The sequence below is a fragment of the Chromobacterium sp. S0633 genome (genome assembly GCF_024158805.1).
GTDB lineage: Bacteria > Pseudomonadota > Gammaproteobacteria > Burkholderiales > Chromobacteriaceae > Chromobacterium.
Genome location: NZ_JAMZGH010000036.1, coordinates 17,859 through 40,650 on the forward strand (window position 1 = coordinate 17,859; position 22,792 = coordinate 40,650).

Here is a 22,792-nt window from a genome sequence, read left to right on the forward strand (position 1 = left end):
GCTCGCGTCTAGTCCGCCGGGTCGTTGACCGGCTCCAGTCCGCGCGCGCCGGGAGGCGCGCCCAGATGGGCCAGGGCCCGGCCGCGAGTGTGCGACGGGGCCTCGCCGAACAGCTTGCGGTAATCGGCGGCGAAATGGCCCAGGTGGTAAAAGCCCCAGGCGCCGGCGGCGTCGCGCACGCCGTGGCCGGGCCGCGCCGGGTTCAGCAGCATCCGGCGTACCGCGTTCAGGCGGATGGAGCGCAGATAATCGACCGGCGTGGTGTCCGCCACCAGTTGAAAGCTGTTTTGCAGCGTGCGGCGGCTGACGCGCAGCCGGCTGCACAGCTCCAGCACCGTCACCGGCTCGTCCGGCTTGGCCAGCGCCAGCGCCTGGCTGCGCCTGACGATGTCGCAATGGGTGGCGAAGGTCAGGTTGCCGCGGCGCTCGCCCAGCGCGCCGTCCGCCAAGGCGTCTTGCAGCAGGCTGAGCAACTGGTGCTGGATCACTTTCTGGTTGCCGGCGTAGGACAGCAGCGCCGGGTCCAATAAAGCCTGTTCGAACACGCCGTTCAGCAGCGCGCGCAGCGCCGCCAGCGCCGCCGGCCGGGCCGGAAACACCGGCGTTTTGCCGCGGGCCTCGCGCAGCGGGCGGCACAGCGCGGGCGTCAGTTCGGCCAGATCCTCGTAAGGCACCGACACCTGGACGGAGTCCGAGCCCGGCGGCAGGTGGAGGACGAAGTCCTCGCCGCCGCGCAGCGCCATCAGGGCGTCGTCGGGCACGGCGACGCCCTGCAGGCTCAGCGGCGACGGCGCGCGGATGGGCAGCGCGAAATGGATCATGCCGCCGGGCGCGCGGCCTTGCTGCACCACGCGCTGATTGAAGCTTTCGCGGAAAATATCCAGGCGCGCGGTGCGCACCCGGCTCAAGGTGCTGCGGAAGCGGCCGCCGCTGATCTGGCTGTACAGCTGCTCCCAGCCGGGCAGGGCCTCGGCGTGCAGGTGGGCGTCGTCAAAGCAACGGGCTGCGGCAATCATCTGCTTTCTCCGGTGGGTGGGGGGAGTCCGCCTGTTCTCGGTCCATTCTCTGGATCTCAAAATGATTAATATGTTATTTAAATCGAAATGTCCAGCGCTCTTTGCGTCGCTTAAGCATTGTTTTTACTGCATGTTTCCATCTGGCGACATGCTGCGCCGCAACGAGAAGGGCCGGGTCGCGCTTTGCCGATTTGGGATCAGCCGCGGCGGCGGCGCTGGGTATATTGGGCCATCGCCGGCCGCGCCTACGCGGCGGCAAGCTTGATCGAAAAGGAGACGAGGATGGATCAAAACCTGGTGCCGGTGCTGGATTCAGTGCGGGCCTTTCTGGAACGGGAGCACGGGCTGTGGATAGACGGCAAACCGCGGGCGGCTTTGTCCGGCCGGCGCAAGGACGTGCGCAATCCGGCCTGCGGCGCGGTGATCGCCAGCGTGGCGGACGGCGAGGCCGCCGATGTGGACGCGGCGGTGGGCAGCGCGCGGCGGGCTTTCGAATCCGGCGTCTGGTCCGGCCTGCGGCCGGCCGAGCGCGAACGCGTGTTGCTGAGGCTGGCGGATGTGCTGGAAGCGCACGCCGAGGAGCTGGCGCAGCTGGAAACGCTGAACCAGGGCAAGTCCATCCATCTGGCGCGGGCCATCGAAGTGGGCGGCTCCATCGAATACGTGCGCTATATGGCGGGCTGGGCCACCAAGATCACCGGCGAAACCCTGGACGTGTCGATTCCGGCGCCGCCGGGCGCGCGTTTCACCGCCTTCACCCGGCGCGAGCCGGTGGGCGTGGCCGCCGGCATCGCGCCGTGGAACTTTCCTTTGATGATCGCCTTGTGGAAAACGGTGCCGGCCCTGGCGGCCGGCTGCACGGCGGTGTTGAAGCCGGCCAGCGAGACGCCGCTGAGCGCCTTGCGCCTGGCGGAGCTGGCGCTGGAGGCCGGGGTGCCGCCGGGCGTGTTCAATGTGGTGACCGGGCGCGGCGAGGCGGCGGGCCGCGCGCTGGCCGGGCATCCGCTGATCGGCAAGGTCAGCTTCACCGGCTCCACCGAGGTGGGCAAGGCCGTCGGCCACGCCGCGCTGGACAATATGACCCGGCTGGCGCTGGAGCTGGGCGGCAAGAACCCGATGCTGGTGCTGGGCGACGCCGACATCGACCAGGCGGTGCGGGGCGCTTTGCTGGGCGGCTTTCTCAATCAGGGCCAGGTCTGCGCTGCCGCCTCGCGGCTGTACGTGCACCGCAGCAAGTTCAATCTGTTCGCCGAGGCGCTGTCCGCCGCCGTGGCCGGCATGCGGCTGGGGCCGGGCATGGATCTGGACGCCCAGGTCAACCCGCTGGTGTCGCAGCGGCGTCAGCAGGCGGTGTGCCGGCTGATCGAGCGCGGCCGCGCCGCCGGCGCCCGCGTGCTGACGGGCGGCGGCGCCGCCGACTTGCCCGGCTATTTCGTGCAGCCCACGGTGATGGCGGATCTGGCGCCGGACAATCCGGTGGCGCGCGAGGAAGTCTTCGGCCCGGTGCTGGCGCTGATGCCCTTCGACGAGGTGGACGAGGCGGTGGCGCTGGCCAACGACACGCGCTACGGCCTGGCCGCCAGCGTGTGGACCAATGATTTGTCGGCGGCGCTGGACATCGTGCCGCGCTTGCAGGCCGGCACGGTCTGGGTCAACAGCCATATACCGCTGGACCCGGGCATGCCCTTCGGCGGCTACAAGGAATCCGGCCTCGGCCGCGAGTTCGGCAAGGGCGCGGTGGAGAGCTTCACCGAGATCAAGTCGGTCTGCATCGCCCATTGAGCGCGGACGCGCTTCCACTTTAGATTCAGGAGAAAGACATGTCCTACGACAAGGCCCGTTTCTGGCACCCCATGCTGCATCCCAACGCAATGAAAGAGCGGCCGCCCATCCGCATCGTGCGCGGCGACGGCTGCCATGTGTTCGACGACCAGGGCGTCAAGCTGGTGGACGGCGTGGCCGGGCTGTGGAACGTCAACGTCGGCCACAACCGCGCCGAAATCAAGCAGGCCATCGCCCGGCAGCTGGACGAACTGGAGTATTTCCAGCTTTTCGACGGCATCTCCCATCCGCGGGCGGAGGAGTTGTCCGCGCTGCTGATCGACATGCTGCGGCCGGAAGACATGGCGCGGGTGGTGTTCAGCTCCGGCGGCTCGGACGCGGTGGAAACCGCGCTCAAGCTGGCGCGCCAATACTGGCGGCTCAAGGGCCAGCCGGACCGGGTCAAGTTCATCTCCTTGAAGCAGGGCTATCACGGCACCCACTTCGGCGGCGGCTCGGTCAACGGCAACACGGTGTTCCGCCGTAATTACGAACCGCTGCTGCCCGGCTGCTTCCATGTGGAGACCCCGTGGCCCTACCGCAACCCCTTTACCGACGACCCTGAGGAGCTGGCCGAAATCTGCGCGCGGATGCTGGAGCGCGAGATCCTGTTCCAGAGCCCGGACACGGTGGCGGCCTTCATCGCCGAGCCGATACAGGGCGCCGGCGGCGTCATCGTGCCGCCGGCCAGTTATTGGCCGCGGGTACGCGAGGTGTGCGACCGCCACGGCGTGCTGCTGATCGCCGACGAGGTGGTCACCGGCTTCGGCCGCTCCGGCGCCATGTTCGGCAGCCGGCTGTGGGGGGTGAAGCCGGACATGATGTGCCTGGCCAAGGGCATCTCCTCCGGCTATCTGCCGCTGGGCGCCACCGTGGTCAATCAGCGCGTGGCGGACGCCTTCGCCGCCAACGGCGATTTCGGCGGCGTCATCATGCATGGCTACACCTACGCCGGCCACCCGGTGGCCTGCGCCGCCGCCCTCGCCAATCTGCGCATCGTGCAGGAGGAAGACCTGCCGGCCCGCGCGGCGGAAACGGGCGATTACCTGCTGCGGCGGCTGCTGCCGCTGGCCGAGCGTTATCCGGCGGTGGGCGAGGTGCGCGGCAAGGGCCTGATGCTGGCCCTGGACCTGGTCAAGGACAAGGCCAGCCGGGAGCCGATAGACCCGCAAAGCGGCTACGCCGACAAGGTGGCGGAGATCGCGCGCCGGGCCGGCGCGCTGGTGCGGCCGGTGGGCAGCAAGATCATTCTGTCGCCGCCGCTGGTGTTGCAGCGCGAGCACGCCGATGTGATCGCGTCGGCCTTGGAAGCCGGGCTGGCCGAGGCCTGAACGGCCCGGCCCGAACGGGGAGCAGCCGGCCGCGCCGGCACGCCGCCAGGAAGACAGAGAGCGGCGGCCGGCGCGGCGGCGGATGGAAGAGGGAGGAGAACCATGTCTGTTAGCGAACGTTTGAGCCGCAGCCTGAGCCGCGGCGTGGTGGGCTTTCCGGTGGCGTTGGCCAGTTCGGTGGGCGTAGTGATGGCCAGCCCGGTGATACTGACCGCCACCAGCGGCTTCGGCATGGCCGGCGGCACTTTCGCGCTGGCCATGCTGATCGCCTATCTGATGATGCAGGCGCAGGCCACCACTTTCGCCGAAGCGGCGGCGATGCTGCCGACTTCCGGCGCGGTGTACGACTACATCAGCGCCGGCCTGGGCCGCGGCCTGGCCATCGCCGGCACCTTGTCGGCCTATCTATTGGTGCATGTGTTCGCCGGCACCGCCGAGACCATACTGTCCGGCATCATGGCGCTGGTGAATTTCGACCATCTCAACACCATGCTGGAAAAGAGCGGCAGCGCCTGGATGGTGGGCGTGGGCCTGGTCATCGTTTTCGGCGCGCTCAACGCGCTGGGCGTGACCCTGTTCGGCAAGGCCGAGGTGGCGCTGACCTTCGGCATGTGGGCGACGCTGACGGTGTTTGGCGTGGTCGGCCTGCTGCGCGCGCCGGCGGTGGATCTGGGCGGCTGGTTCGGCGCGCCGCTGCGTTTGGATGATCCGGGCCTGCTGCTCAGCCTGGTGGGCATGGCGATGTTCATGTTCGTCGGCGCGGAGCTGGTGACGCCGTTGGCGCCGGAGCTGCGCGATTCCGGCCGCGCCATTCCGCGGGCTTTGAAGATGGGGCTCAGCGGCGTGGCCGTCACCATGCTGCTGTACGGCGCGGCCATGGTGAGGCAGGTGGCCAATACGCCGCTGGACCCGGCCCATGCGGACGGCCCGCGGCTGCTGGACACGCCGATGGCGCTGCCGGCCTTCGCCGAGCGGGTGATGGGGCCCTTCGGCAAGATCTGGCTGGGCGTCGGCCTGCTGCTGGCCGGCGCGGCGACGATCAACACCCTGATGGCGGCGCTGCCGCGCATCCTGTACGGCATGGCCCAGGACGGCGCCTTGCCGCGCTGCTTCGCCTATCTGCATCCGCGTTTCAACACGCCGTGGTGCGGCATCGCGGCGGCGGTGCTCATCCCCTGTGTCCACGCCTGGTTGATCCAGGGCGATCTGGACCGCATCATGCCCCTGGTGCTGGCGGCGGTCTGTTCCTGGGGCGTGGCCTATCTGCTGGTGACGCTGTCCGTGGTGCGGCTGAGGCTGACGCGGCCGGATTTCCCGCGCGCCTACCGCTCGCCGTGGTTTCCGCTGCCGCAGATAGGCTCCGCGCTGGGCATCGTGCTGGCGATCTGTTTCATCACTCCGCCCGGCATGCAGGCGCGCGACATCTACCTGCCCTTTGGCTGGATGCTGGGCCTGACCCTGGTGTACGCGCTGCTGTGGACCTTGCTGGTGCAGAAGGTCAACCCGTTCCGGCCGGTGCCGCTGGAGCGGATTCTGGACACGCAGTGCCAGGGCGAAGACGAGGCCTTGCGGCGGGAGCTGGAACGTGTGGCCGCGGCTGGTTGAGGCCTGGCGCAGGCCGGGCGGCTATCGTCCGGGCGCGACGCTGGCGCGGCTGAGCCTGGACTGGCCGGAGCTGGATTGCCAGGCCGAAGAGGAGGCGGAGCGGCGTTTTCGCTTTCCGCACGGGGAGTGGAGTTTTTCGGCGCGGGAGCGGGTGGAGGCGGGCTGGCTGGCCTATATGGTGGCTTGCGAGTTCCGGCTGACGGTGCCGGGCGCGCCGGGTCGCGCGCGCATCCGTCTGCGTCACGGCGGCTTCTGGCGTCGCCGCGGCATCGTCGTCGATTTGCTGGACGGCGACGCCACGGCGCTGGCGCCGCTGCTGGAGCGCTTGCGCGCGGACGCGGATGTGCGCGCCGCGCTGTCGCCGCTGGATTTCAAGCGTTGCGAGCTGCACGGCGGCCAGGACGGCTGGTTGCTGTGTCTGGAGCCTTACGGCGCCAGCGAGGTGGCGTGCCGGCTGCCGCCCTTGCGGCGCTACATCGGCCTGCGCGGCGTGCAGGGCCTGGCGGTGCTGGCCAGCCTGGCCGCCTGCCGCCGCGTCTTGCTGGCGGCGGAGGCGGGGCGGGGCTAGGTCTGGCGGGCGGTCCGCTCTTGAACAGGTTCTAAGACGGCGCGGGCAGGCTTTCCAACTCATCCAGCAAGGCGAGCAAGGCTTGCAGCTTGGCCTGGGAAAAATGGGCTTCGATCTGGCGGTAACAGTCGTTGGACAGCGGGATGATGCGCTGGGTCAGCGTCTTGGCGCGCTGCGTCGGCGTGACGATCAAGCGACGGTTGTCCGCTTGGGCGCGGTGGCGGTAAACCAGATCGTCCCTTTCCATGCGCGCCAGGATGCCGCTGAGGCTGGGCGGGTGGATGCCGGCGCGCTGGGCGATCTCGCCGGCTTCCATGTTTCCGCGTTCCGCCAGCAGGCGCAGGACGCGCCATTGCTGTTCCGACAGGCCGTGACGGCTCAGCACCGGACGGAAGTAGGACATCACCGCTTCGCGCGCGCGCAGCAGGCGTTGCGGCAGTTGGTATTGGTAGGGACGCTGCGTAGGGTCCATGGCGGCTCCTTGGTTTAAAGTCGCGGTAGGGTAAGGGGGGCGGCCTGTTTACTTTAAATGAATATATTAACATAATGCCGTCGGGTTTAGACGGCGAACGACAAGGAGGCTGAGATGTCTTTGCGCGATAAAACCATAGTGATCACCGGCGCGGGCTCCGGCATCGGCGCGGCTTGCGCGCGGCGCTTCGCCGCCGAAGGCGCGCGGCTGGCCCTGGTGGGCCGGCGGGCCGGCCCCTTGCTGGCGCTGGCGGAGGAAACCGGCGGTCTGGCCTTGGCCGGCGACGCCGCCGACGCCGCGGCCTGGGAGGATTTCCTGGCGCGCATCCGCGCGCGCTGGGGCAGGGTGGACGGCTTGGCCGCTTGCGCCGGCGGCCTGGGCATGGGCGCGGCGCTGGACACCGACGACGCGGCCTGGCGCGCCGCGATGCGCGCCAATCTGGACACCGCCTTCGTCAGCGCCCGCGCCTGCCTGCCGGACCTGATCCGGCAGGGCGGCAGCATGGTGTTGCTGGCCTCCATCGCCGGTCTGGCGGCCGGGCCTGCGGCCTGCGGCTATGTGACGGCCAAGCACGCCTTGCTGGGCCTGGCCCGGTCGCTGGCGCGCGACTACGGGCCGGCGGTGCGGGTCAACGCGCTGTGTCCGGGCTGGGTGCGCACGCCGATGGCGGACGAGGAGATGCTGCCGCTGATGGCGGCTTATGGCGAGGACCTGGACGCCGCCTACCGGCGCGTCACCGCCGATGTGCCGTTGCGGCGGCCGGCGACGCCGGAGGACATCGCCGCGGTCTGCCGTTTCCTCTTGTCCGACGAGGCGGCCATGGTCAGCGGCGCCTGCCTGACGGCGGACGGCGGCGCGACGGCGGTGGATGTGCCGACGCTGGCGTACTCCCGGCTGGAGCGGGACTGAAGCCCGGCGCGGCTCCTCAGCCGCGAACGTGGTTGACGACGCTGGCCCGCGCGCCCACCCGGAAGTTGCGGGTGGCGCCGAAGCCGCCGTCCTGATAGCCGAAGATCTTGCCGTCGGTGCGCATCCGTTCCAGATCGATCAGGATCACGCCCAGGGTGGGGATGATTTTTTCGCGCCAGACGAATAAATACAGCCGCTCCGCCACTTGCAGGCAGTGGCAGCGGTCGACGTCGGCCAGGCCGCGCTCCACGCCTTCCAGGCAGTGCCAGGCGTAGAAGCTGTCGTTCAGATAAATGTGCTCGTAGCACTCGGTGGGGCTGTAGCGGTAGCGGTTGCGCATGCCGATCAGCTCCGCGCTGGGCGGATGCGGCGGGACGCTCGCGGCGGCCTGGTCGACGGCGCCGTGGAGGAACTCGACGTCTACGCCGGTCAATTCCAGTTGGCGCTCCACCCGGTCGAAAGCGCAGATCCGCGCGGCGTCGGCGTCGGGCAGCCGGCCCAGAACCAGGGTGAAGCGGCGCTGCGCCAGGTCCAGGATCAGGCTGAGAGACTGCGCGGCCGGGCCCTGGTGACGGAAATCGATGAAATAGACGCCGGCGCGCAAGGAACTGGCGTGGAAGCCGTCTATCTCCGCCAGCGCCGAGGCTCGCCCCGGACGGTCAAGGACGACGCGGGCGTCGCCGCCGGAGTCCAGCCGGCAGTCCGCGGCGCTGTCGTCGTCGAAGCACAGCCGCAGGCTGCGGCCGTCCAGCTCGGCGCAGCGGGGCAGGGTCAGGCTGTCGGGCGCGAAGCCGTCGGCCAGCGCGCCGACCTGGATGAATTCGGGAGTGGGATTGGACATGGGCGGCTCCTTATCGATGGCTAAATGGCGGACTCGGCTCGTTTTGGGGCGGGCGCTCAAAACCCGAGCCGCTCGGCCTGCGCTTCCAGCAGGCGCGTTTGCAGCTCGCGCAGCGGCGCGCCGGGCTGTTGAGCGATGATCAGTTCCAGCAGCGGATCCTCCACCTCGGTGCGGACGCCGGACAGCGCCTCCAGCGTGGCCAGGCCGCAAAAGGGCACGTAGGCTTCGGAATAGCCGCCCTCGTGCAGCAGGACCAGCCGTCCGCCCGCCTCGGCGTCGGCGTAGTCGGCCAGCTGCCGCGTCATCTCGCGGAAGGTGTCGCTGTGCGCCTGCATTCTGGCCAGGGGATCGACGGCGTTGGCGTCGTAGCCGCAGGCGACGATGATCAACTCGGGCCGGAAGCGCCGCAGCGCCGGCAGCACCAGCAGCCGCATCGCGTCCAGATAGGCCTGGTGGCCGCCGCCGGGCAGCAAGGGGATGTTCAGATTGGCGTCCAGGCCCTCGCCCTCGCCGCGGTCCTCGGCCCCGCCGTAGCCGGGCGGATAACAGCCGTCCTGATGCAGGGAGAGGGTCAGCACATCGCCGCGCCGGTAAAAAATGGACTGGGTGCCGTTGCCGTGGTGCACGTCCCAATCGACGATGGCGACGCGGCTCAGGCCGTGGCGGGCGATGGCCAGCTCCGCGGCGAGGGCGGCGTTGGCCAGAAAACAGAAGCCCATCGCGCCGTCCGCCGAGCAATGATGGCCGGGCGGGCGCGACAGCGCGTAGGCCTTGTCCGCCTCGCCGGCGAGCACGGCGTTCACCGCGGCCCAGGCCAGGCCGGCGGACAGTTTGGCGATTTCATAGCTGCCGGGGCCTATCGGCGCCTGCGGTCCCAGCTCGCCGCCGCCGGCGTCGCTGAGCGCCTTGAAGCGCTGCAGATAGGCGGGCGTGTGCACGCGCAGCAGCGCGTCCTCGTCCAGGGGCGGCGCGCCGCGCGCTTGCAGCCGGGCGCCGAGGCCGGACACGTCCATCAGGCTTTTCAGCCTGCGCTTGCTGTCCGGGGATTCGGCGTGGCCGCCGCCGGAAGGCGGTTGCACCCAGCCGCCCACCGGCAGGATCTGAGCGTGGGGGCCGGCGCTGTGCCACAGGCAGAGTTCGTCGAAGAAAAACGCGGTGCGGGCGGTCATTGCGGACTCCTGACGCTTGCGGGCCGCAGCGTCAGCAACAGGGCCAGCGACAAGGCGGCGAGTCCCATGGCGACGAGCAGCAGGGTTTGAGGGTTTTGGCCGCGGGCGGCCATCAATTCGCCGGCCAGCGCCGGTCCCAGCGCCAGGCCGCCGCCTATCGCCAGATTGACGGTGTTCATCAGCCGGCCGCTGTGATCCAGCGCGGCCAGCGTGGCCAGAATGAAGGGCAGGATGAAGGTCCACGCGTATTTGAAGACGAGCGCCGCCGCGGCGAAGCGGCCGGCGCGCGGCGCGCCCAGCAGCAGGGCCAGCGCCAGCAGCATCAGCCCGTAGCCGGCGATCAGCAGACGGCGGCGCGCGCCGCGGCCGCCGATCGCCGCGGCGCAGACCGAACCGGCGATGCCCATCAGCGTGGCGAGGGCCAGCCAGTCTCCGCTTTGCTCCGGGCTCAGCCCCGCCTGGGCGGCGATGCTGCCGATGAAAGTCCAGGTGCCGCTCAGGCTGACGTAGAAGCACAAGGTGGCGGCCGCCCCGATCAGCGCCGGGCGCCAGGGCGTCGCTCCCGCGCCGGACGGCGCGGCGGGCCGGGCCGCCGCGGACGGAAAACAGCGGGCCAGCGGCAGGCAGAGGGCCATCAGCGCCGCCAGGCTCAGATAACAGGCGGCGACGCCGTGACGGGCGAACCAGGCCGGAAACAGCAGCAGGCCCAGGGCGCCCAGCGCCAGCTGGCCGCACACCCACAGGCCGTAGGCGCGTTCGGGATTGGCGCTGGCCGCGGCGGTGGACAGGCATAAAATCATCAGCGAGCCGCCGGCCAGCGCGCTAAGCAGCCGCAGCGGCAGCAGCTCGGCGTAAGTGGCGGCGAAACAGGAGGCGAGATTGGCGGCGATGAACAGCCAGGCGGCGCAGGCGGCGGCGCGCCGCCAGTCCACGCGCGGCAGCCAGAAATAGGCCGGCAGCGTCGCCAGGCTCATCGCGCCCAGCTCCACCGCGAACAGGCGGCCGATGCGTTCCGGCCCCAGGCCGAACTGGCTGGCCAATTGGCCGGCCAGCGCCGGCGCGGTCATCAGCACCAGCGGCGCGACGGCGGCGAAGGCGATCAGGGCGATCAAGGCGCCGCCGCGGACGGGCGCGACGGTGTGGGCGGGCAGACGAACGCTCATGTTTCCCCCGGCGGGCGAGTGGTGAACCAGAGCTTACGCTCGCAAGATTCGCGTTTGGGGGCAAGCGGACGGACGGCGTTTTGCCGATTTGGGATAGCGGGAGCGCAACACGGCGGCGTCAGCGGTTGAGCTGGCGCAGCGCGTCTTGCAGGGCCTTGCGGTACTCGGGGGTGTCCCGCGTCTGGGCGATGGCTTCCCAGAATTGGCGGGTCAGCTTGGGGTGGCCGTCCGCGAAGCGGTGGGAAAAAATCAGGTAGTAAGGCTTGGCGACCAGGTCCGGCCCCACTTTTTCTATCCTGTCCCTATAGGCCGGATTGCCCGCCAGCAGGCTGTCGCCGGTCAGTGTGGGCAAGGCCAGGGCGCCGATGCGGCGCGCCAAGAGCTTGTTCAGATTCTGCTCCGGATTGCGCGAACTGTCGTCCACCTGCGCGCCCAGCGCCTGAAGCTGGGCGATGACGGAGAAGCCGGTCTGCGCGCCGACGGCGCCTTCCAGGTGGCTGAGGCTTTGCCCGTCCCATTCCAATGGCGAGCCTTTGAGCCGGTACAGGCTGTAGCTGTCCAGATGCATGCGCATCGCCGGGTCGGCGGCGTCGCCTTTCATCGGATAGACGCCGATGCGCAGCCGTTCCGGCTTGAAGCTGATCTCGAAGACGCCGTCCAACTGATTGTTCTGCACCTCGTTCAGGCAGCGCACCCAGGCCATCTCCCGGATTTCCAGCTTGATATTGCTTCTTTGGGCGGCGGACTTCAGTATCTGCAAGCTCAGGCTGGGGCCGTTCTGGCTGCGCCACGGCGGCGCGTCCATGTCTTCGGTGCACAGCCGCAGGCTGGCCGGGCGCGGCTCGGCCGCGGCGCCGAAGGCGCACAGGGACAGCAGCAGGAAGATCAGGCGGGCACGCGGCATACGGAAGCTCCGCGACGGGAAGGGATGGACTTGCTTTAGTTATTTGCGCCGCAACAAAAAAAGGCAAGCGGGAAAAGGGCGGGGACAATGCAAAAAGCCGATTCCTCGGAATCGGCTTTTGCTGCGCGCCGCGCTGGGCGGCGTCTCGCTGTGAAGCAGTTTTTGGTGGAGGTAAGCGGGATCGAACCGCTGACCTCTTGCATGCCATGCAAGCGCTCTCCCAACTGAGCTATACCCCCGCACCGGCTGCGTTTCACAGTGCTGCGCAGTATATGGCAGCGGCAGGAGCGTGTAAATAGCCTCCGCCACTTTTTTTGGATAATTTTCCGGCGGCGGCGCGGCCGCCGGCATAGGAGGGTCCGGAGCGCTCGGTTATAATCGCCCATTCGCCAGCCATACAACAGGAAGCAAGCCGATGTCGGTTGGGCATTACGAGAATTTCCCGGTGGGCTCCATCCTGCTGCCGCGCAGGATGCGCCGCGCCGTGCACGCCATCTACCATTTCGCGCGTTACGCCGACGACGTGGCGGACGAGGGCGACGACGCCCCCGAGCTGAGGCTGGCCGAACTGGACCGCCTGGGCGCGGAGCTGGAGCGCATCGGCGCCGGCCAGACGCCGGACACGGCCATGATGCGCAATCTGGCGGCGGCGATCGCCGAGCACAGCCTGGACTTGCAGCCGTTTCACGATCTGCTGGCGGCCTTCCGCCAGGACGTGGGGAAAACCCGCTACCGCGATTATGCGGAACTGGCGGATTACTGCCGCCGTTCCGCCAATCCGGTGGGCCGGCTGATGCTGGCGCTGTACGGCGAGAACGATAGGCGCTCGCTGGCGATGTCGGACGGCATCTGCACCGCCTTGCAGCTGATCAATTTCCTGCAGGATGTCGAGCTGGACTGGCGCAAGGGCCGGGTCTACTTGCCGCAGGAGGATTTGCAGCGTTTCCGGGTGAGCGAGGCGCAGATCGCCGCGCGCGACGCCGGCGGCCTGTGGCAGCCTATGATGCGCGCCCAGATCGAGCGCGCGCGCAAGATGTTGCAGGCCGGCGCGCCGCTGGGCAAAGTGTTGAAGGGCCGGATGGGGCTGGAACTGAGGCTGATCATCCTGGGCGGCGAACGGATACTGAAAAAGCTGCACGACTCCGGCGGCGACGTGTTCCGCCGCCGTCCGGTGCTGGGATGGCGCGACTGGATTTACATGCTGTGGCGCGCGGCGCGCGCCAAGTGAGCGCCGCGGCGCGACGACGATGAATATGATTGAAGGACGGCGGCCCGCCGCGGCCGCCGCTTGGACAGGAGTGGCGCGTGACGCCTGATCAGTATTGCGAAGACAAGGCCGCCGCCAGCGGCTCCAGCTTCTATTACAGCTTCCGCTTCTTGCCGGAGTCGCGCCGCCGCGCGATTACCGCGCTGTACGCCTTCTGCCGCGAGGTGGACGATGTGGTGGACGAATGCCACGACCCCGGCGTGGCCAGCGCCAAGCTGGCCTGGTGGCGCGGCGAAATCGCCAAGCTCTACCAGGGCGCGCCGGAGCACCCGGTGATGCAGGCGCTGCAGCCGCACGCGCGGGCTTTCGGCCTGCCGCAGAGCGAGCTGGAAGAAATCATAGACGGCATGGCCATGGACCTGAGCATGGTGCGCTACCAGCGTTTCCAGGACCTGCTGCTGTACTGCCACCGCGTGGCCGGCGTGGTGGGGCAACTGGCGGCGCGCATCTTCGGCTACGGCGACGAGAAGACGCTGGAGTACGCGCACGAGCTGGGCATCGCCTTCCAGCTGACCAACATCATCCGGGACGTGGGCGAGGACGCGCGCCGCGACCGCATCTATCTGCCGATGGAGGAGTTGCAGCGCTTCAATTGCCCGGCGATGGACATCCTGCACTACGAGGAAAGCCCGGCCTTCAAGGACTTGATGGAATTCCAGATCGAGCGCGCGCAGCAATACTACCGTCAGGCCTGGGAAATGCTGCCGGCGGCGGACCGCAAGTCTCAGCGCCCCGGCCTGCTGATGGCCGCGATCTACCGCGCCACGCTGGAGGAGATCAAGCTGGACGGCCCGGCCAAGGTGCTCAATCAGCGGCTGTCGCTGACGCCCATCCGCAAGCTGTGGCTGGCATGGAAAACCTGGACTTTCGGCTACCGGCCGTGAGCTGCGCATGAGCAGGCCGCGCGTCGCCGTGATCGGCGCCGGCTGGGCCGGCCTCGCCGCCGCGGTGGAGCTGGCCGGGCGGGCGGAGCTGACCGTGTTCGAGGCCGGCCGCGAGCCGGGCGGCCGCGCGCGCCGCATCGGCGTGCCCGGCAGCCGGCTGGACAACGGCCAGCACATCCTGATCGGCGCGTATCGCGAATGCCTGCGGCTGATGGCCGCGGTGGGCGTGGACGAGAGCCGGGCCTTGCTGCGCCTGCCGATGAACTGGCGGCGCCAGGGCGGCATCAGCCTGAGCTGCCCGCGGCTGCCGGCGCCCTTGCATCTGGCGGCCGGCCTGCTGACGGCGCGCGGCATAAGCTGGCGCGACAAGGCGCGGCTGGCGCTGGCCTTGCAGCGTTTGAAAGGGCAGGGCTGGCGGGTGGAGCCGGATTGCGCGGTGACGCAATGGCTGCTGGAGCAAGGTCAGTCCGAAACGCTGATCCGCGAATTCTGGCGGCCGCTGGTGTTGTCCGGCCTCAACACGCCGCCGGAGCAGGCGTCGATGCGGGTGCTGGCCGCGGTGCTGCGCGACAGCCTGGGCGCGGAGCGCGCCGCCAGCGATCTCTTGCTGCCCAAAGTGGACTTGTCCGCCCTGTTCCCGGAGCCGGCCTGGCGCTGGCTGGCGGCGCGTGGCGCGGATCTGCGCGCCGGCCGGCGCGTGCGCGGCGTGGCGGCGGATTCAACGGGGGTGAGCGTGGACGGCGAGCGCTTCGACGCCGCCGTGCTGGCGGTGGCGCCGTATCACGCGGCGGAACTGACGGCGGATCCAGCGCTGCGCCAGCTGACCGATGCTTATCGTTATTGGCCCATCTACACCGTCTACCTGCAGTTTGAAGGCGCGGTCCGTTTGCCGGCGCCGATGTGCGCCTGCAGCGGCGGCGTCGGCGACTGGCTGTTCGACCGCGGCGCGCTGATGGGCGAGACCGGCTGGGTGGCCGCGGTGATGAGCGCGCCGCAGCATCTGGACGCGCTTGCGCAAGAGGAACTGGCTGCTTTGGTGGAGGCCGACGTGCGCCGGCTTGATCCGCGCGCCGGCCGGCGGCTTGATTTCCGGGTGCTGGCGGAGCGGCGGGCCACTTTTGCCAGTTTGGTCGATATGAGGCGACCGGCGCAGCCAAGCCCGGTACAATCGCTTTATTTGGCGGGAGATTGGACGCATGCTGATTATCCTGCCACTTTGGAGGGGGCCGTCCGAAGCGGCGTCGCAGCCGCCCGCGCGGTGATTGGAAGACTGTGAGCCATCCGGCGGCCGCAGGGGCGCGCCGCCGATGGCCCTGATTACAAGATAGCGAAAAAAAATGACGACAGATATCGCCTCTAACGCATTCAAGGACCGCGTGGTGCTGATTACCGGCGCCTCCCAGGGCATAGGCCGCGAGGCCGCGCTGACTTTGGCGCGTCACGGCGCCACCGTGGTGTTGCTGGCGCGCAGCGTCAAAGGCCTGGAGAAGGTCTACGATGAAATAGCGGCCGCCGGAGGGCCGGAGCCGGCGGCGGTGCCGCTGGACCTGCTGAAGGCGGCGGAGGGCGATTTCAACAATCTGGCGATGATGATCAAGCGCGAGCTGGGCCGCCTGGACGGCATTCTGCACTGCGCCTCGCATTTTTACGCGTTGTCGCCGCTGTCCAATCAGACGGTGGAAGAGTGGATGGACCAGTACCGGATCAATACCGTGGCGCCGTTCGCGCTGACCCGGGCCTGTCTGCCGCTGTTGAAGGATTCGCCGGACGCGGCGGTGCTGTTCGTCGGCGAAACCCACGGCTTGCACCCGGCGCCGTACTGGGGCGGTTTCGGCGCGTCCAAGGCCGGCCTCAACTACCTGACCCAGGTGGCGGCCAATGAATGGGACGTTTACCCGCAGTTGCGCGTCAACCAGCTGATCCCGGGGCCGGTGAATTCGCCGCAGCGCAACCGCACCCACCCGGGCGAGGACAAGTCCGAACGCGGCAATCTGTCCGAACTGATGCCGCATTTGCTGTACTGGCTGGGGCCCGCCAGCCAGGGCCGCAGCGGCGAGATCGTGGAACTGGATTTGCGCGCCCGGCGCGCTTGAGGGGAAGGGGGAGGCATGAGCATAGGGCGATGGCTATGGTTGCCGCTGTTGCTGGCGTTGACCGGCTGCAACTGGGTGGGCAACGTCACCGGCTTGACCAAGGACGCCAATAAGGCGATAGGCGCGGCCTGCCGTCAGACCGGCCGTTCGCTGGAAGAGTGCTATCTGCGCAATCCCGAAGCCGACAAGGCGGCGATTTACGCCGGCTGGCGCGAGATGAACGAGTACATGGCCAAGAACAAGCTGGACACCATGGAGCCGCCCCGGGAAGCGTCCGCCTCCGCCGGCATGCCGGCGCCCACCGCCAGCGGCCACGGCGCCGCGTCCGCCCCAGCGGAAAAATCCAGCGCCAACACCTCTCCCTCCGGCCCCAGGCCGCTGAGCAACGAAGAAGCCGAACGCGCCGCGCGCACCGATCCGCAAGTGGAGGCGGTGCTGGCGGCCATCCGCAACAAGCCCGCCGGCGAAGGCGGGGAAAAATCCAAGGCCGCCTCCGGCGCGGAGCCGGAGCAGAAACGCCTGCTCAACATCATCAATGAACTCAATAAGAACAGCCCTGCGCCTGGTTCGCACGGCTGAGCCCGCCCACTTCTTTCCGTTGTCCTGATGGCAAAAATCAAAACCGTATTCAGTTGCGCCGAGTGCGGCGGTCAAACGCCCAAATGGCAGGGCCAATGCCCGCATTGCAACGCCTGGAACACGCTGACCGAGGCGGTGCAGGCCGCGCCGGCGGCCAACGCCCGTTTCCAGTCCTGGAGCGACAGCGCCACCCAGGTGCAAAAGCTGTCCGATGTGCAAACCGAGGAAGTGCCGCGCGACCCGTCCGGCATCGACGAGCTGGACCGGGTGCTGGGCGGCGGCGTGGTGCGCGGCGCGGTGATCCTGATCGGCGGCGATCCCGGCATCGGGAAATCCACGCTATTGCTGCAAGCGCTGTCCGAAATCGGCGCGCGCCGCAAAGTGCTCTACGTGTCCGGCGAGGAATCGCCGCAGCAGATCGCGCTGCGCGCCACCCGTTTGGCGGTGGCCACCGAGCGCGTCAACCTGCTGGCGGAAATCCGGCTGGAAACCATCCTGGAAACGCTGAAGCGCGAGCAGCCGGAAGTGGCGGTGATCGACTCCATCCAGACCCTGTACACCGACCAGGTGACCTCGGCGCCCGGCTCGGTGTCCCAGGTGCGAGAATGCGCGGCGCAGCTGACGCGCATGGCCAAGCAGACCGGCATCACCATCCTGCTGGTGGGACACGTCACCAAGGAAGGTTCGCTGGCCGGCCCGCGCGTGCTGGAGCACATGGTGGACACCGTGCTGTATTTCGAGGGCGATTCCCACTCCAATTACCGGATGATACGCGCGATCAAGAACCGTTTTGGCGCGGTCAACGAGCTGGGCGTGTTCGTGATGACGGACCGCGGCCTCAAGGGCGTGTCCAATCCCTCGGCCATCTTCCTGTCCTCCTACCGCGACGATGTGTCCGGCTCCTGCGTGCTGGTCACCCAGGAGGGCAGCCGGCCCTTGCTGGTGGAAATCCAGGCCTTGGTGGACGACTGCCACGGCTTCCAGCCCAAGCGCCTGACCGTGGGCCTGGAGCAGAACCGCCTGGCCATGTTGCTGGCGGTGCTGCACCGTCACGGCGGCGTCGCCTGCTTCGACCAGGACGTGTTCCTCAACGCGGTGGGCGGGGTCAAGATCAACGAACCGGCGGCCGATCTGGCCATCATCCTGGCCATGGTGTCCTCCTTGCGCAACAAGCCCTTGCCGGAAAAGCTGGTGGTGTTCGGCGAAGTGGGTCTGGCCGGCGAGGTGCGCCCGGTGGCGCGCGGCCAGGAGCGCTTGAAGGAAGCGGCCAAGCTGGGCTTCACCCGCGCCATCGTGCCGCAGGCCAACAGCCCGCGCCAGCCGATAGAAGGGCTGCGGGTGATCGCGGTGGAGCGCCTGGATCAGGCGGTGGAATTCTGCCGTGAGTGAGCGGCAAGAGCCTGTTTACGATCTGCTGCGTCTCGCTTTAGCTCGCGAGATCGTAAACAGACTCTAAGAAAGCGGATAGCGAATGATAGAAGACCGAGACATAGAAGCGGAACGCCCTTATCTGTTCCGCTACGCGCTGGCGCAATTGCGCGAGAAGGACGCCGCCGACGAGGCGGTGCAGGAAACGCTGCTGGCGGCGCTGGAGTCCCGCGCCTCCTTTAGCGGCAAATCCACGCTGCGCACCTGGCTGACCTCCATCCTGCGCTTCAAGCTGATCGACGCCTTGCGCCGCAAGGGCAAGGAGAAGCTGTTCGAATCGCTGGAGAACGAGGCCGACGACGGCGATTTCGACGGCCTGTTCAGCCGGGACGGCCACTGGCGCGAGCCGGTCAAGGCCTGGAGCGGGCCGGAGCAGTCCTTGATCTCGCGCCAGTTCTGGGAGGTGTTCGAGCAGTGTTCGGAAGTGATGCCGCGCCGCACCGCGATGGTGTTCGTGATGCGCGAGGTGATGGGAATGGAGATCGCGGAGATCTGTAAGAATCTGGAGATCAGCGCGACCAACTGTTCCGTATTGCTGTATCGCGCCCGCATGAGCTTGCGGGAATGTTTTTCGATTCGCTGGAGCCGGGAGGCTAGCGTATGAAGTTGAGTTGTCGTCAGGCCAGCCGTTTGATCTCGGCCTCACAGGATCGTCCCTTGAGCCAGTGGGAACACGTGCGTCTGCGCGTACACCTGTTCATGTGCGGCAATTGCCGCAATTTCTCGCAACAGCTGAAGCAGTTGGGGGAGGCCGCGCGCAAGGCGGGGCGCGGGGAGTAGCCATTTGAAAGCGCAAGGGGAAACCGGCCTTCTGGCCGGTTTTTTCTTGCCCGCGGCGCGGGATAAAAAGAAGCCGGCGCAAGCCGGCTTTTAACTTCAAGGGTGGTAAGAAAAAATCAGCGCTTGCGCTTGCCGCCGCCGCTCTTGGCCGCCGCGCACTGGTGCGGGCAGGCGGCGCATTGGCTGTCGTTGAGGCCGGCTCCGGTGAGCGATTGCTTGAGCGCACAGACCGAGCGGCGGCAGGCGATGAAGCGGATCTGGTTTTCCGAGGCCAGTTCGCGGAAATGGCGCATCACGTTGTGGCCCAGAAAATCGGTGAACAGAATCAAGAGGTCGGTGCCGGCCGGCAGGCGGTCCACCTTGCGCTGGTGCGAGCTGTTGCGGCCGCTGACGTGACGATGGATGTTGATGCCGAAATCGCGCAGCACATCCGGAATATTGCCGAGGGTATCGGCTCCCACAAGCATGGCATTCATTGGACATCCCTCCTGGGTGAATTTTTAGAAATGATAATCGTTATCATTTAGCCGGTCAATCACAAACTTTGAAAATGGCAATCAGGACAGGGGTGAACTGTGGCGGATCGGTCGCGCCGCGTGGGCCGTTTGCCCGAGAGAGCGGCGCCGGCGGCGGGTCTTGCATGAGCGCGCTTCATGCCGGGCCGGCGCGCGGGGCGAGGGCGGCCGGCTGGCCGGCGTGGCGTAATCCGCGGCCGCGCCGCCTGCCGGAGGAGATTTAGAAAGTGGCATCTGAATAATGCATGGCAGCCACCAGCTTTTTACATGTAACAAGTATTAAAAACACAGAATAAGAAGTATTTACGCTGCGCTGTTTTTAACGCAATTGCAAAAAAGCAACATGCTTACGGGATAGATGCATGCCTTTTTTTTGTAGTTTCTGCTCTAAGTATGCGATGAGGGTTTTTGTATATTGGATTTCTAATACCGGTTAGACGCTTGTTTAATAAAGGTTTTGAGCCCTTAAGAATCATTGCTTAAAACATAGTGCCTGCTCGCTCTGAAGATGGCGGGGGGCCGCCGCGGAAAAGTTTATTGACGCTGATCATGATTAATTCGCACACTCGGATCGCCTTCGGTTCAGATCAAAAAATGAGCACAACGATGCTCTGAATAGAGCCATAAACCCGACGAGGTCAGTGGCCGGATGAACTTACAAGGGATTGGAGAATCATGAACTATCGCAAGAAGAGAATCGCGCTGGCGCTCGCCATGCTCGGCGCCGGAGCCATGCCTCTGGCCCATGCGGACGACGCAAGCGGCACCCTGGACCGAGTGGAGATCACCGGCTCCAACATCAAGCGCTCCATCAAGCAGGAGCAGGCGATCCCGATGACCATCATCAAGACCGACGACCTGATCAAACAGGGCATGACGTCGGTTGAGCAAGTGGTCAACAGCCTAGCCGCCAACCAGTCCTCCCAGGGGGCCAACGCCGCGGTGGGCGCTTCCACCGGGGGGGCTTCCTACGCCAGCCTGCGAGGCCTGGGTCACCAGTACACCTTGATCCTGCTGGACGGCCGCCGCATCGTGAACCAGCCAATGGACGGCACCTCGGTCGACCTCAACGCCATTCCGCTGACGGTGATAGACCGCATCGAAGTGGTGCGCGACGGCGCTTCCGCCATCTACGGCACCGACGCCATCGGCGGCGTGATCAACTTCATCACCAAGAAAACCATGCAGGGCCTGTCCATCGGCGGCGAGTTTCTGTCCCCGCAGCGTTCCGGCGGCCAGGAGCGCAGCGTCAACCTGTCCTACGGCTACGGCGATCTGGGCAAGGACGGCTTCAATATCTACGGCGCTTACGAGTATCACAAGACCAACAAGATCATGGCCACCCAGCGTGATTTCGCGTCCCAGATCACCAGCAGCACCAAGCGCAGCGTCAACAGCTTTCCCCCCAACTACCTGTTGCCCAGCGGCGACCTGATTACCGGCTCGCCCAATTGCGCGCCGCCGTATTCGACGCCGGACGGCAGCGGCGCCTGTTCGCAGCTGTATTCGCTGTATCCGTCCATCCAGCCCGAGGTCGAGCAGCAGACCGGCGTGCTCAAGGGCACCACCCGCATCGGCGACCACGAGCTGTCCTTGCAATATCTGGTGACCGAAACCAAGAACACCACCTGGGTGGCGCCGACGCCGTTCTCCGGCGATGTGACTTCGCCGACCGCGCCGGGTCAGAACCCGGCGGACGGCCCGTTCCCGGTGTATGGCCGCTCGGTGCCGGCCGGCGCGCGCGTGGACAGCACCACCGCCACCACCCAGCGTTTGCAGATGAATCTGGAGGGCTTGATCGCCGGTTGGGACTACCGCGCCGGCCTCGGCCACTCGGAAAGCAAGGTCACCCACGATCTGGACGGCGGCTACCTGAGCCAGAGCAAGCTGCAGAACGCGTTGAACAGCGGCTTCGATCCAGGGACTTCCGATCCGGCCGCCTGGAAACCGTTCTCGTCCAGCGGCCGCATCGAGCAGGCCAAGTCCAAACTCGATCTCGCGGATTTCAAGGTCAGCAAGGAAGTGCTGCAACTGCCGGCCGGCATGCTGGCGGTGGCCATCGGCGCCGAGGCGCGCCGCGAAACCATCGAGCATACCTACAACCATGCGCTGTCCACCGACACGCTGAGCACCGGCCTGACCAAAACCAACGACGGCAGCGGCCAGCGCAGCGCCCAGGCCTTGTACGGCGAACTGGACATCCCGGTGATCAAGCATCTGGACGCCAACCTGGCGGTGCGTTACGACCACTACAGCGATTCCGGCAGCTCGGTGAATCCCAAGGTGTCGCTGAAGTACCAGCCGGTGCCGCAGCTGCTGCTGCGCAGCTCGGCCAGCACCGGCTTCCGCGCGCCGTCGCTGTACGACATCAATCAGCCCGCCCAGCAGCAGCTGACCGCCAAGAACTACACCGACCCGGTATTGTGCCCGGGCGGCGTGGCGCAGCCGGGCGCCGGTTCGTCCTCTTGCGTCAAGACGCAGCAAAATCTGCTGACCGGCGGCAACAAGAGCCTGCAGCCGGAAAAATCCTCGTCCATCTCCTTCGGCATGGTGCTGGAGCCGGTCAAGGACCTGACCACCAGCGTGGACTTCTGGTGGACCAATATCCAGAACTCCATCGGTTCGCTGAACGAGCAGACCATCTTCGCCAACCCGGGCAAATACGCCAATTTGTTCGTCCGGGATTCGAAGAACAATCTGCTGTACGTGACCGACCTCACCGACAACCTGGGCAACACCAGCGCCGCCGGCGTCGACCTGGGTTTCTCCTACCGTCTGCCGCGCACCTCGGTTGGCGATTTCACGGTGAATCTGGACGGCACTTACATCAGTAAGCACAGCTTCCAGTACGAGAAGGGCGGAGACTACCACAGCGATCTGGGCGCCTATGTCAACGGCAGCCCCACCTTCCGCTGGCAGCACAATCTGGCGCTGAACTGGATGCGCGGCTCGTGGAGCGGCATCTTGGCCCAGGCTTACAAGTCCGGTTACACCGATTCCGACCCCAGCCACATGGTCAAGCCTTACTCCACCTGGAACCTGTCCGGATCCTACGCCTGGAACAAGCAACTGACCGTGACCGCCGGCATCAAGAACCTGTTCGACCAACTGCCGCCGTGGAGCAATCAGGGCGAAACCACGCCCCAGGGCTATGACCCGCGCTTTACCGACGCGGTGGGCCGAGCCTACTTCGTGAAGGCCAGCTACAAGATGTAACTCCGCCATGCCGGGACGGCCTTGCGCCGCCCCGGCTGGAGGGAGGACGCAGGAACCGGCTTTCGCGCGAAGGCCGGAGTGGCAAATGGCGGCCGCGCCGGCTCCGCCCGCTCACAAGGCGGGGAGGGGCCGGTCTAGTCGCCGCAATTGTGGGTATAAACATGACGAGCATCACAGCCAGAGGAATCGGCGGTCCCCCGCCCAAGCGCCGCATCGCGGGCTTGGTCGGCG

21 protein-coding genes and 1 tRNA gene are annotated in these 22,792 nt (G+C 67.2%); 14 read left to right on the top strand and 8 right to left on the bottom strand.

Going from position 1 to position 22,792, the window contains the following annotated elements:
- Positions 1-8: 8 nt before the first annotated feature.
- Entirely contained in the window at positions 9-1,016 is a 1,008-nt protein-coding gene (locus NK214_RS18880; RefSeq protein WP_253315215.1) for a helix-turn-helix domain-containing protein, read from the bottom strand.
- Positions 1,017-1,298: 282 nt separating this feature from the next.
- On the opposite strand from NK214_RS18880, the gene NK214_RS18885 reads away from it, so the two are divergent.
- The 4 genes from NK214_RS18885 to NK214_RS18900 all read left to right on the top strand — a co-directional run bounded on the left by NK214_RS18885 (position 1,299) and on the right by NK214_RS18900 (position 6,341).
- Positions 1,299-2,798 (top strand): aldehyde dehydrogenase family protein, encoded by a 1,500-nt coding sequence (locus NK214_RS18885; protein WP_253315216.1) that lies wholly within the window; start codon positions 1,299-1,301, stop codon positions 2,796-2,798.
- Between the two features lie 38 nt (positions 2,799-2,836).
- Positions 2,837-4,168 (top strand): aspartate aminotransferase family protein, encoded by a 1,332-nt coding sequence (locus NK214_RS18890; protein WP_253315217.1) that lies wholly within the window; start codon positions 2,837-2,839, stop codon positions 4,166-4,168.
- Between the two features lie 102 nt (positions 4,169-4,270).
- Complete coding sequence (locus NK214_RS18895) at positions 4,271-5,773, top strand: APC family permease (RefSeq protein ID WP_253315218.1); 1,503 nt, start codon at positions 4,271-4,273, stop codon at positions 5,771-5,773.
- Complete coding sequence (locus tag NK214_RS18900; RefSeq protein WP_253315219.1) at positions 5,754-6,341, top strand: DUF3156 family protein; 588 nt, start codon at positions 5,754-5,756, stop codon at positions 6,339-6,341. Before NK214_RS18895 ends, NK214_RS18900 begins: the two co-directional genes overlap by 20 nt.
- Positions 6,342-6,372: 31 nt before the next feature.
- On the opposite strand, the gene hpaR is transcribed toward NK214_RS18900, so the two are convergent.
- Positions 6,373-6,813, bottom strand: coding sequence for a homoprotocatechuate degradation operon regulator HpaR (gene hpaR, locus NK214_RS18905; RefSeq protein WP_253315220.1), 441 nt, complete (start codon positions 6,811-6,813; stop codon positions 6,373-6,375).
- A 114-nt stretch (positions 6,814-6,927) separates the two neighbouring features.
- On the opposite strand from hpaR, the gene NK214_RS18910 reads away from it, so the two are divergent.
- Entirely contained in the window at positions 6,928-7,722 is a 795-nt protein-coding gene (locus tag NK214_RS18910; RefSeq protein WP_253315221.1) for an SDR family NAD(P)-dependent oxidoreductase, read from the top strand.
- Positions 7,723-7,738: 16 nt separating this feature from the next.
- On the opposite strand, the gene NK214_RS18915 is transcribed toward NK214_RS18910, so the two are convergent.
- The 5 genes from NK214_RS18915 to NK214_RS18935 all read right to left on the bottom strand — a co-directional run bounded on the left by NK214_RS18915 (position 7,739) and on the right by NK214_RS18935 (position 12,038).
- Positions 7,739-8,563 carry a MoaF C-terminal domain-containing protein gene (locus tag NK214_RS18915; protein WP_253315222.1) on the bottom strand — a complete coding sequence of 275 codons (825 nt, stop codon included), beginning with the start codon at positions 8,561-8,563 and terminating at the stop codon, positions 7,739-7,741.
- A 56-nt stretch (positions 8,564-8,619) separates the two neighbouring features.
- On the bottom strand, positions 8,620-9,732 hold the full coding sequence (locus tag NK214_RS18920) for a class II histone deacetylase (protein WP_253315223.1): 1,113 nt from the start codon (positions 9,730-9,732) through the stop codon (positions 8,620-8,622).
- Positions 9,729-10,895, bottom strand: a complete 1,167-nt coding sequence (locus NK214_RS18925; protein ID WP_253315224.1) for an MFS transporter — start codon at positions 10,893-10,895, stop codon at positions 9,729-9,731. Before NK214_RS18925 ends, NK214_RS18920 begins: the two co-directional genes overlap by 4 nt.
- Before the next feature lie 118 nt (positions 10,896-11,013).
- Entirely contained in the window at positions 11,014-11,799 is a 786-nt protein-coding gene (locus NK214_RS18930) for an ABC transporter substrate-binding protein (RefSeq protein ID WP_253315225.1), read from the bottom strand.
- A 163-nt stretch (positions 11,800-11,962) separates the two neighbouring features.
- A tRNA-Ala gene (locus NK214_RS18935) sits at positions 11,963-12,038 on the bottom strand.
- 176 nt (positions 12,039-12,214) lie between these two features.
- Here NK214_RS18935 and hpnC point away from each other — a divergent pair.
- From hpnC to NK214_RS18975, 8 genes are all read left to right on the top strand, one after another.
- Positions 12,215-13,027 carry a squalene synthase HpnC gene (hpnC, locus tag NK214_RS18940; RefSeq protein WP_253315226.1) on the top strand — a complete coding sequence of 271 codons (813 nt, stop codon included), beginning with the start codon at positions 12,215-12,217 and terminating at the stop codon, positions 13,025-13,027.
- A 77-nt stretch (positions 13,028-13,104) separates the two neighbouring features.
- Entirely contained in the window at positions 13,105-13,950 is an 846-nt protein-coding gene (hpnD, locus tag NK214_RS18945; RefSeq protein ID WP_107801710.1) for a presqualene diphosphate synthase HpnD, read from the top strand.
- Between the two features lie 7 nt (positions 13,951-13,957).
- Entirely contained in the window at positions 13,958-15,226 is a 1,269-nt protein-coding gene (gene hpnE, locus NK214_RS18950; RefSeq protein ID WP_253315227.1) for a hydroxysqualene dehydroxylase HpnE, read from the top strand.
- 61 nt (positions 15,227-15,287) lie between these two features.
- A complete protein-coding gene (locus tag NK214_RS18955) occupies positions 15,288-16,043 on the top strand; it encodes an SDR family oxidoreductase (RefSeq protein ID WP_227107746.1) in 756 nt (251 codons plus the stop codon).
- Positions 16,044-16,058: 15 nt separating this feature from the next.
- Complete coding sequence (locus tag NK214_RS18960) at positions 16,059-16,622, top strand: hypothetical protein (RefSeq protein ID WP_107798718.1); 564 nt, start codon at positions 16,059-16,061, stop codon at positions 16,620-16,622.
- A gap of 27 nt (positions 16,623-16,649) precedes the next feature.
- Entirely contained in the window at positions 16,650-18,011 is a 1,362-nt protein-coding gene (gene radA / locus NK214_RS18965; RefSeq protein WP_107798719.1) for a DNA repair protein RadA, read from the top strand.
- A gap of 82 nt (positions 18,012-18,093) precedes the next feature.
- Positions 18,094-18,654, top strand: coding sequence for a sigma-70 family RNA polymerase sigma factor (locus tag NK214_RS18970; RefSeq protein WP_107798720.1), 561 nt, complete (start codon positions 18,094-18,096; stop codon positions 18,652-18,654).
- Positions 18,651-18,830, top strand: a complete 180-nt coding sequence (locus NK214_RS18975; protein ID WP_107798721.1) for a zf-HC2 domain-containing protein — start codon at positions 18,651-18,653, stop codon at positions 18,828-18,830. The genes NK214_RS18970 and NK214_RS18975 overlap by 4 nt, the downstream gene beginning before the upstream one ends.
- Positions 18,831-18,946: 116 nt before the next feature.
- On the opposite strand, the gene NK214_RS18980 is transcribed toward NK214_RS18975, so the two are convergent.
- Entirely contained in the window at positions 18,947-19,306 is a 360-nt protein-coding gene (locus NK214_RS18980; protein WP_019104007.1) for a DUF2325 domain-containing protein, read from the bottom strand.
- 714 nt (positions 19,307-20,020) lie between these two features.
- Here NK214_RS18980 and NK214_RS18985 point away from each other — a divergent pair.
- On the top strand, positions 20,021-22,561 hold the full coding sequence (locus NK214_RS18985; RefSeq protein ID WP_227107750.1) for a TonB-dependent receptor: 2,541 nt from the start codon (positions 20,021-20,023) through the stop codon (positions 22,559-22,561).
- Positions 22,562-22,792 lie beyond the last annotated feature (231 nt).

Excerpts from the sequence above, each read along its gene's own strand:
- NK214_RS18880 (WP_253315215.1), bottom strand. The coding sequence starts at position 1,016 with ATGATTGCCGCAGCCCGTTGCTTTGACGACGCCCACCTGCACGCCGAG.
- NK214_RS18885 (WP_253315216.1), top strand. The coding sequence starts at position 1,299 with ATGGATCAAAACCTGGTGCCGGTGCTGGATTCAGTGCGGGCCTTTCTG.
- NK214_RS18890 (WP_253315217.1), top strand. The coding sequence starts at position 2,837 with ATGTCCTACGACAAGGCCCGTTTCTGGCACCCCATGCTGCATCCCAAC.
- NK214_RS18895 (WP_253315218.1), top strand. The coding sequence starts at position 4,271 with ATGTCTGTTAGCGAACGTTTGAGCCGCAGCCTGAGCCGCGGCGTGGTG.
- hpaR (WP_253315220.1), bottom strand. The coding sequence starts at position 6,813 with ATGGACCCTACGCAGCGTCCCTACCAATACCAACTGCCGCAACGCCTG.
- NK214_RS18910 (WP_253315221.1), top strand. The coding sequence starts at position 6,928 with ATGTCTTTGCGCGATAAAACCATAGTGATCACCGGCGCGGGCTCCGGC.
- NK214_RS18915 (WP_253315222.1), bottom strand. The coding sequence starts at position 8,563 with ATGTCCAATCCCACTCCCGAATTCATCCAGGTCGGCGCGCTGGCCGAC.
- NK214_RS18920 (WP_253315223.1), bottom strand. The coding sequence starts at position 9,732 with ATGACCGCCCGCACCGCGTTTTTCTTCGACGAACTCTGCCTGTGGCAC.
- NK214_RS18925 (WP_253315224.1), bottom strand. The coding sequence starts at position 10,895 with ATGAGCGTTCGTCTGCCCGCCCACACCGTCGCGCCCGTCCGCGGCGGC.
- NK214_RS18930 (WP_253315225.1), bottom strand. The coding sequence starts at position 11,799 with ATGCCGCGTGCCCGCCTGATCTTCCTGCTGCTGTCCCTGTGCGCCTTC.
- hpnC (WP_253315226.1), top strand. The coding sequence starts at position 12,215 with ATGTCGGTTGGGCATTACGAGAATTTCCCGGTGGGCTCCATCCTGCTG.
- hpnE (WP_253315227.1), top strand. The coding sequence starts at position 13,958 with ATGAGCAGGCCGCGCGTCGCCGTGATCGGCGCCGGCTGGGCCGGCCTC.
- NK214_RS18955 (WP_227107746.1), top strand. The coding sequence starts at position 15,288 with ATGACGACAGATATCGCCTCTAACGCATTCAAGGACCGCGTGGTGCTG.
- NK214_RS18960 (WP_107798718.1), top strand. The coding sequence starts at position 16,059 with ATGAGCATAGGGCGATGGCTATGGTTGCCGCTGTTGCTGGCGTTGACC.
- radA (WP_107798719.1), top strand. The coding sequence starts at position 16,650 with ATGGCAAAAATCAAAACCGTATTCAGTTGCGCCGAGTGCGGCGGTCAA.
- NK214_RS18970 (WP_107798720.1), top strand. The coding sequence starts at position 18,094 with ATGATAGAAGACCGAGACATAGAAGCGGAACGCCCTTATCTGTTCCGC.
- NK214_RS18975 (WP_107798721.1), top strand. The coding sequence starts at position 18,651 with ATGAAGTTGAGTTGTCGTCAGGCCAGCCGTTTGATCTCGGCCTCACAG.
- NK214_RS18980 (WP_019104007.1), bottom strand. The coding sequence starts at position 19,306 with ATGAATGCCATGCTTGTGGGAGCCGATACCCTCGGCAATATTCCGGAT.
- NK214_RS18985 (WP_227107750.1), top strand. The coding sequence starts at position 20,021 with ATGAACTATCGCAAGAAGAGAATCGCGCTGGCGCTCGCCATGCTCGGC.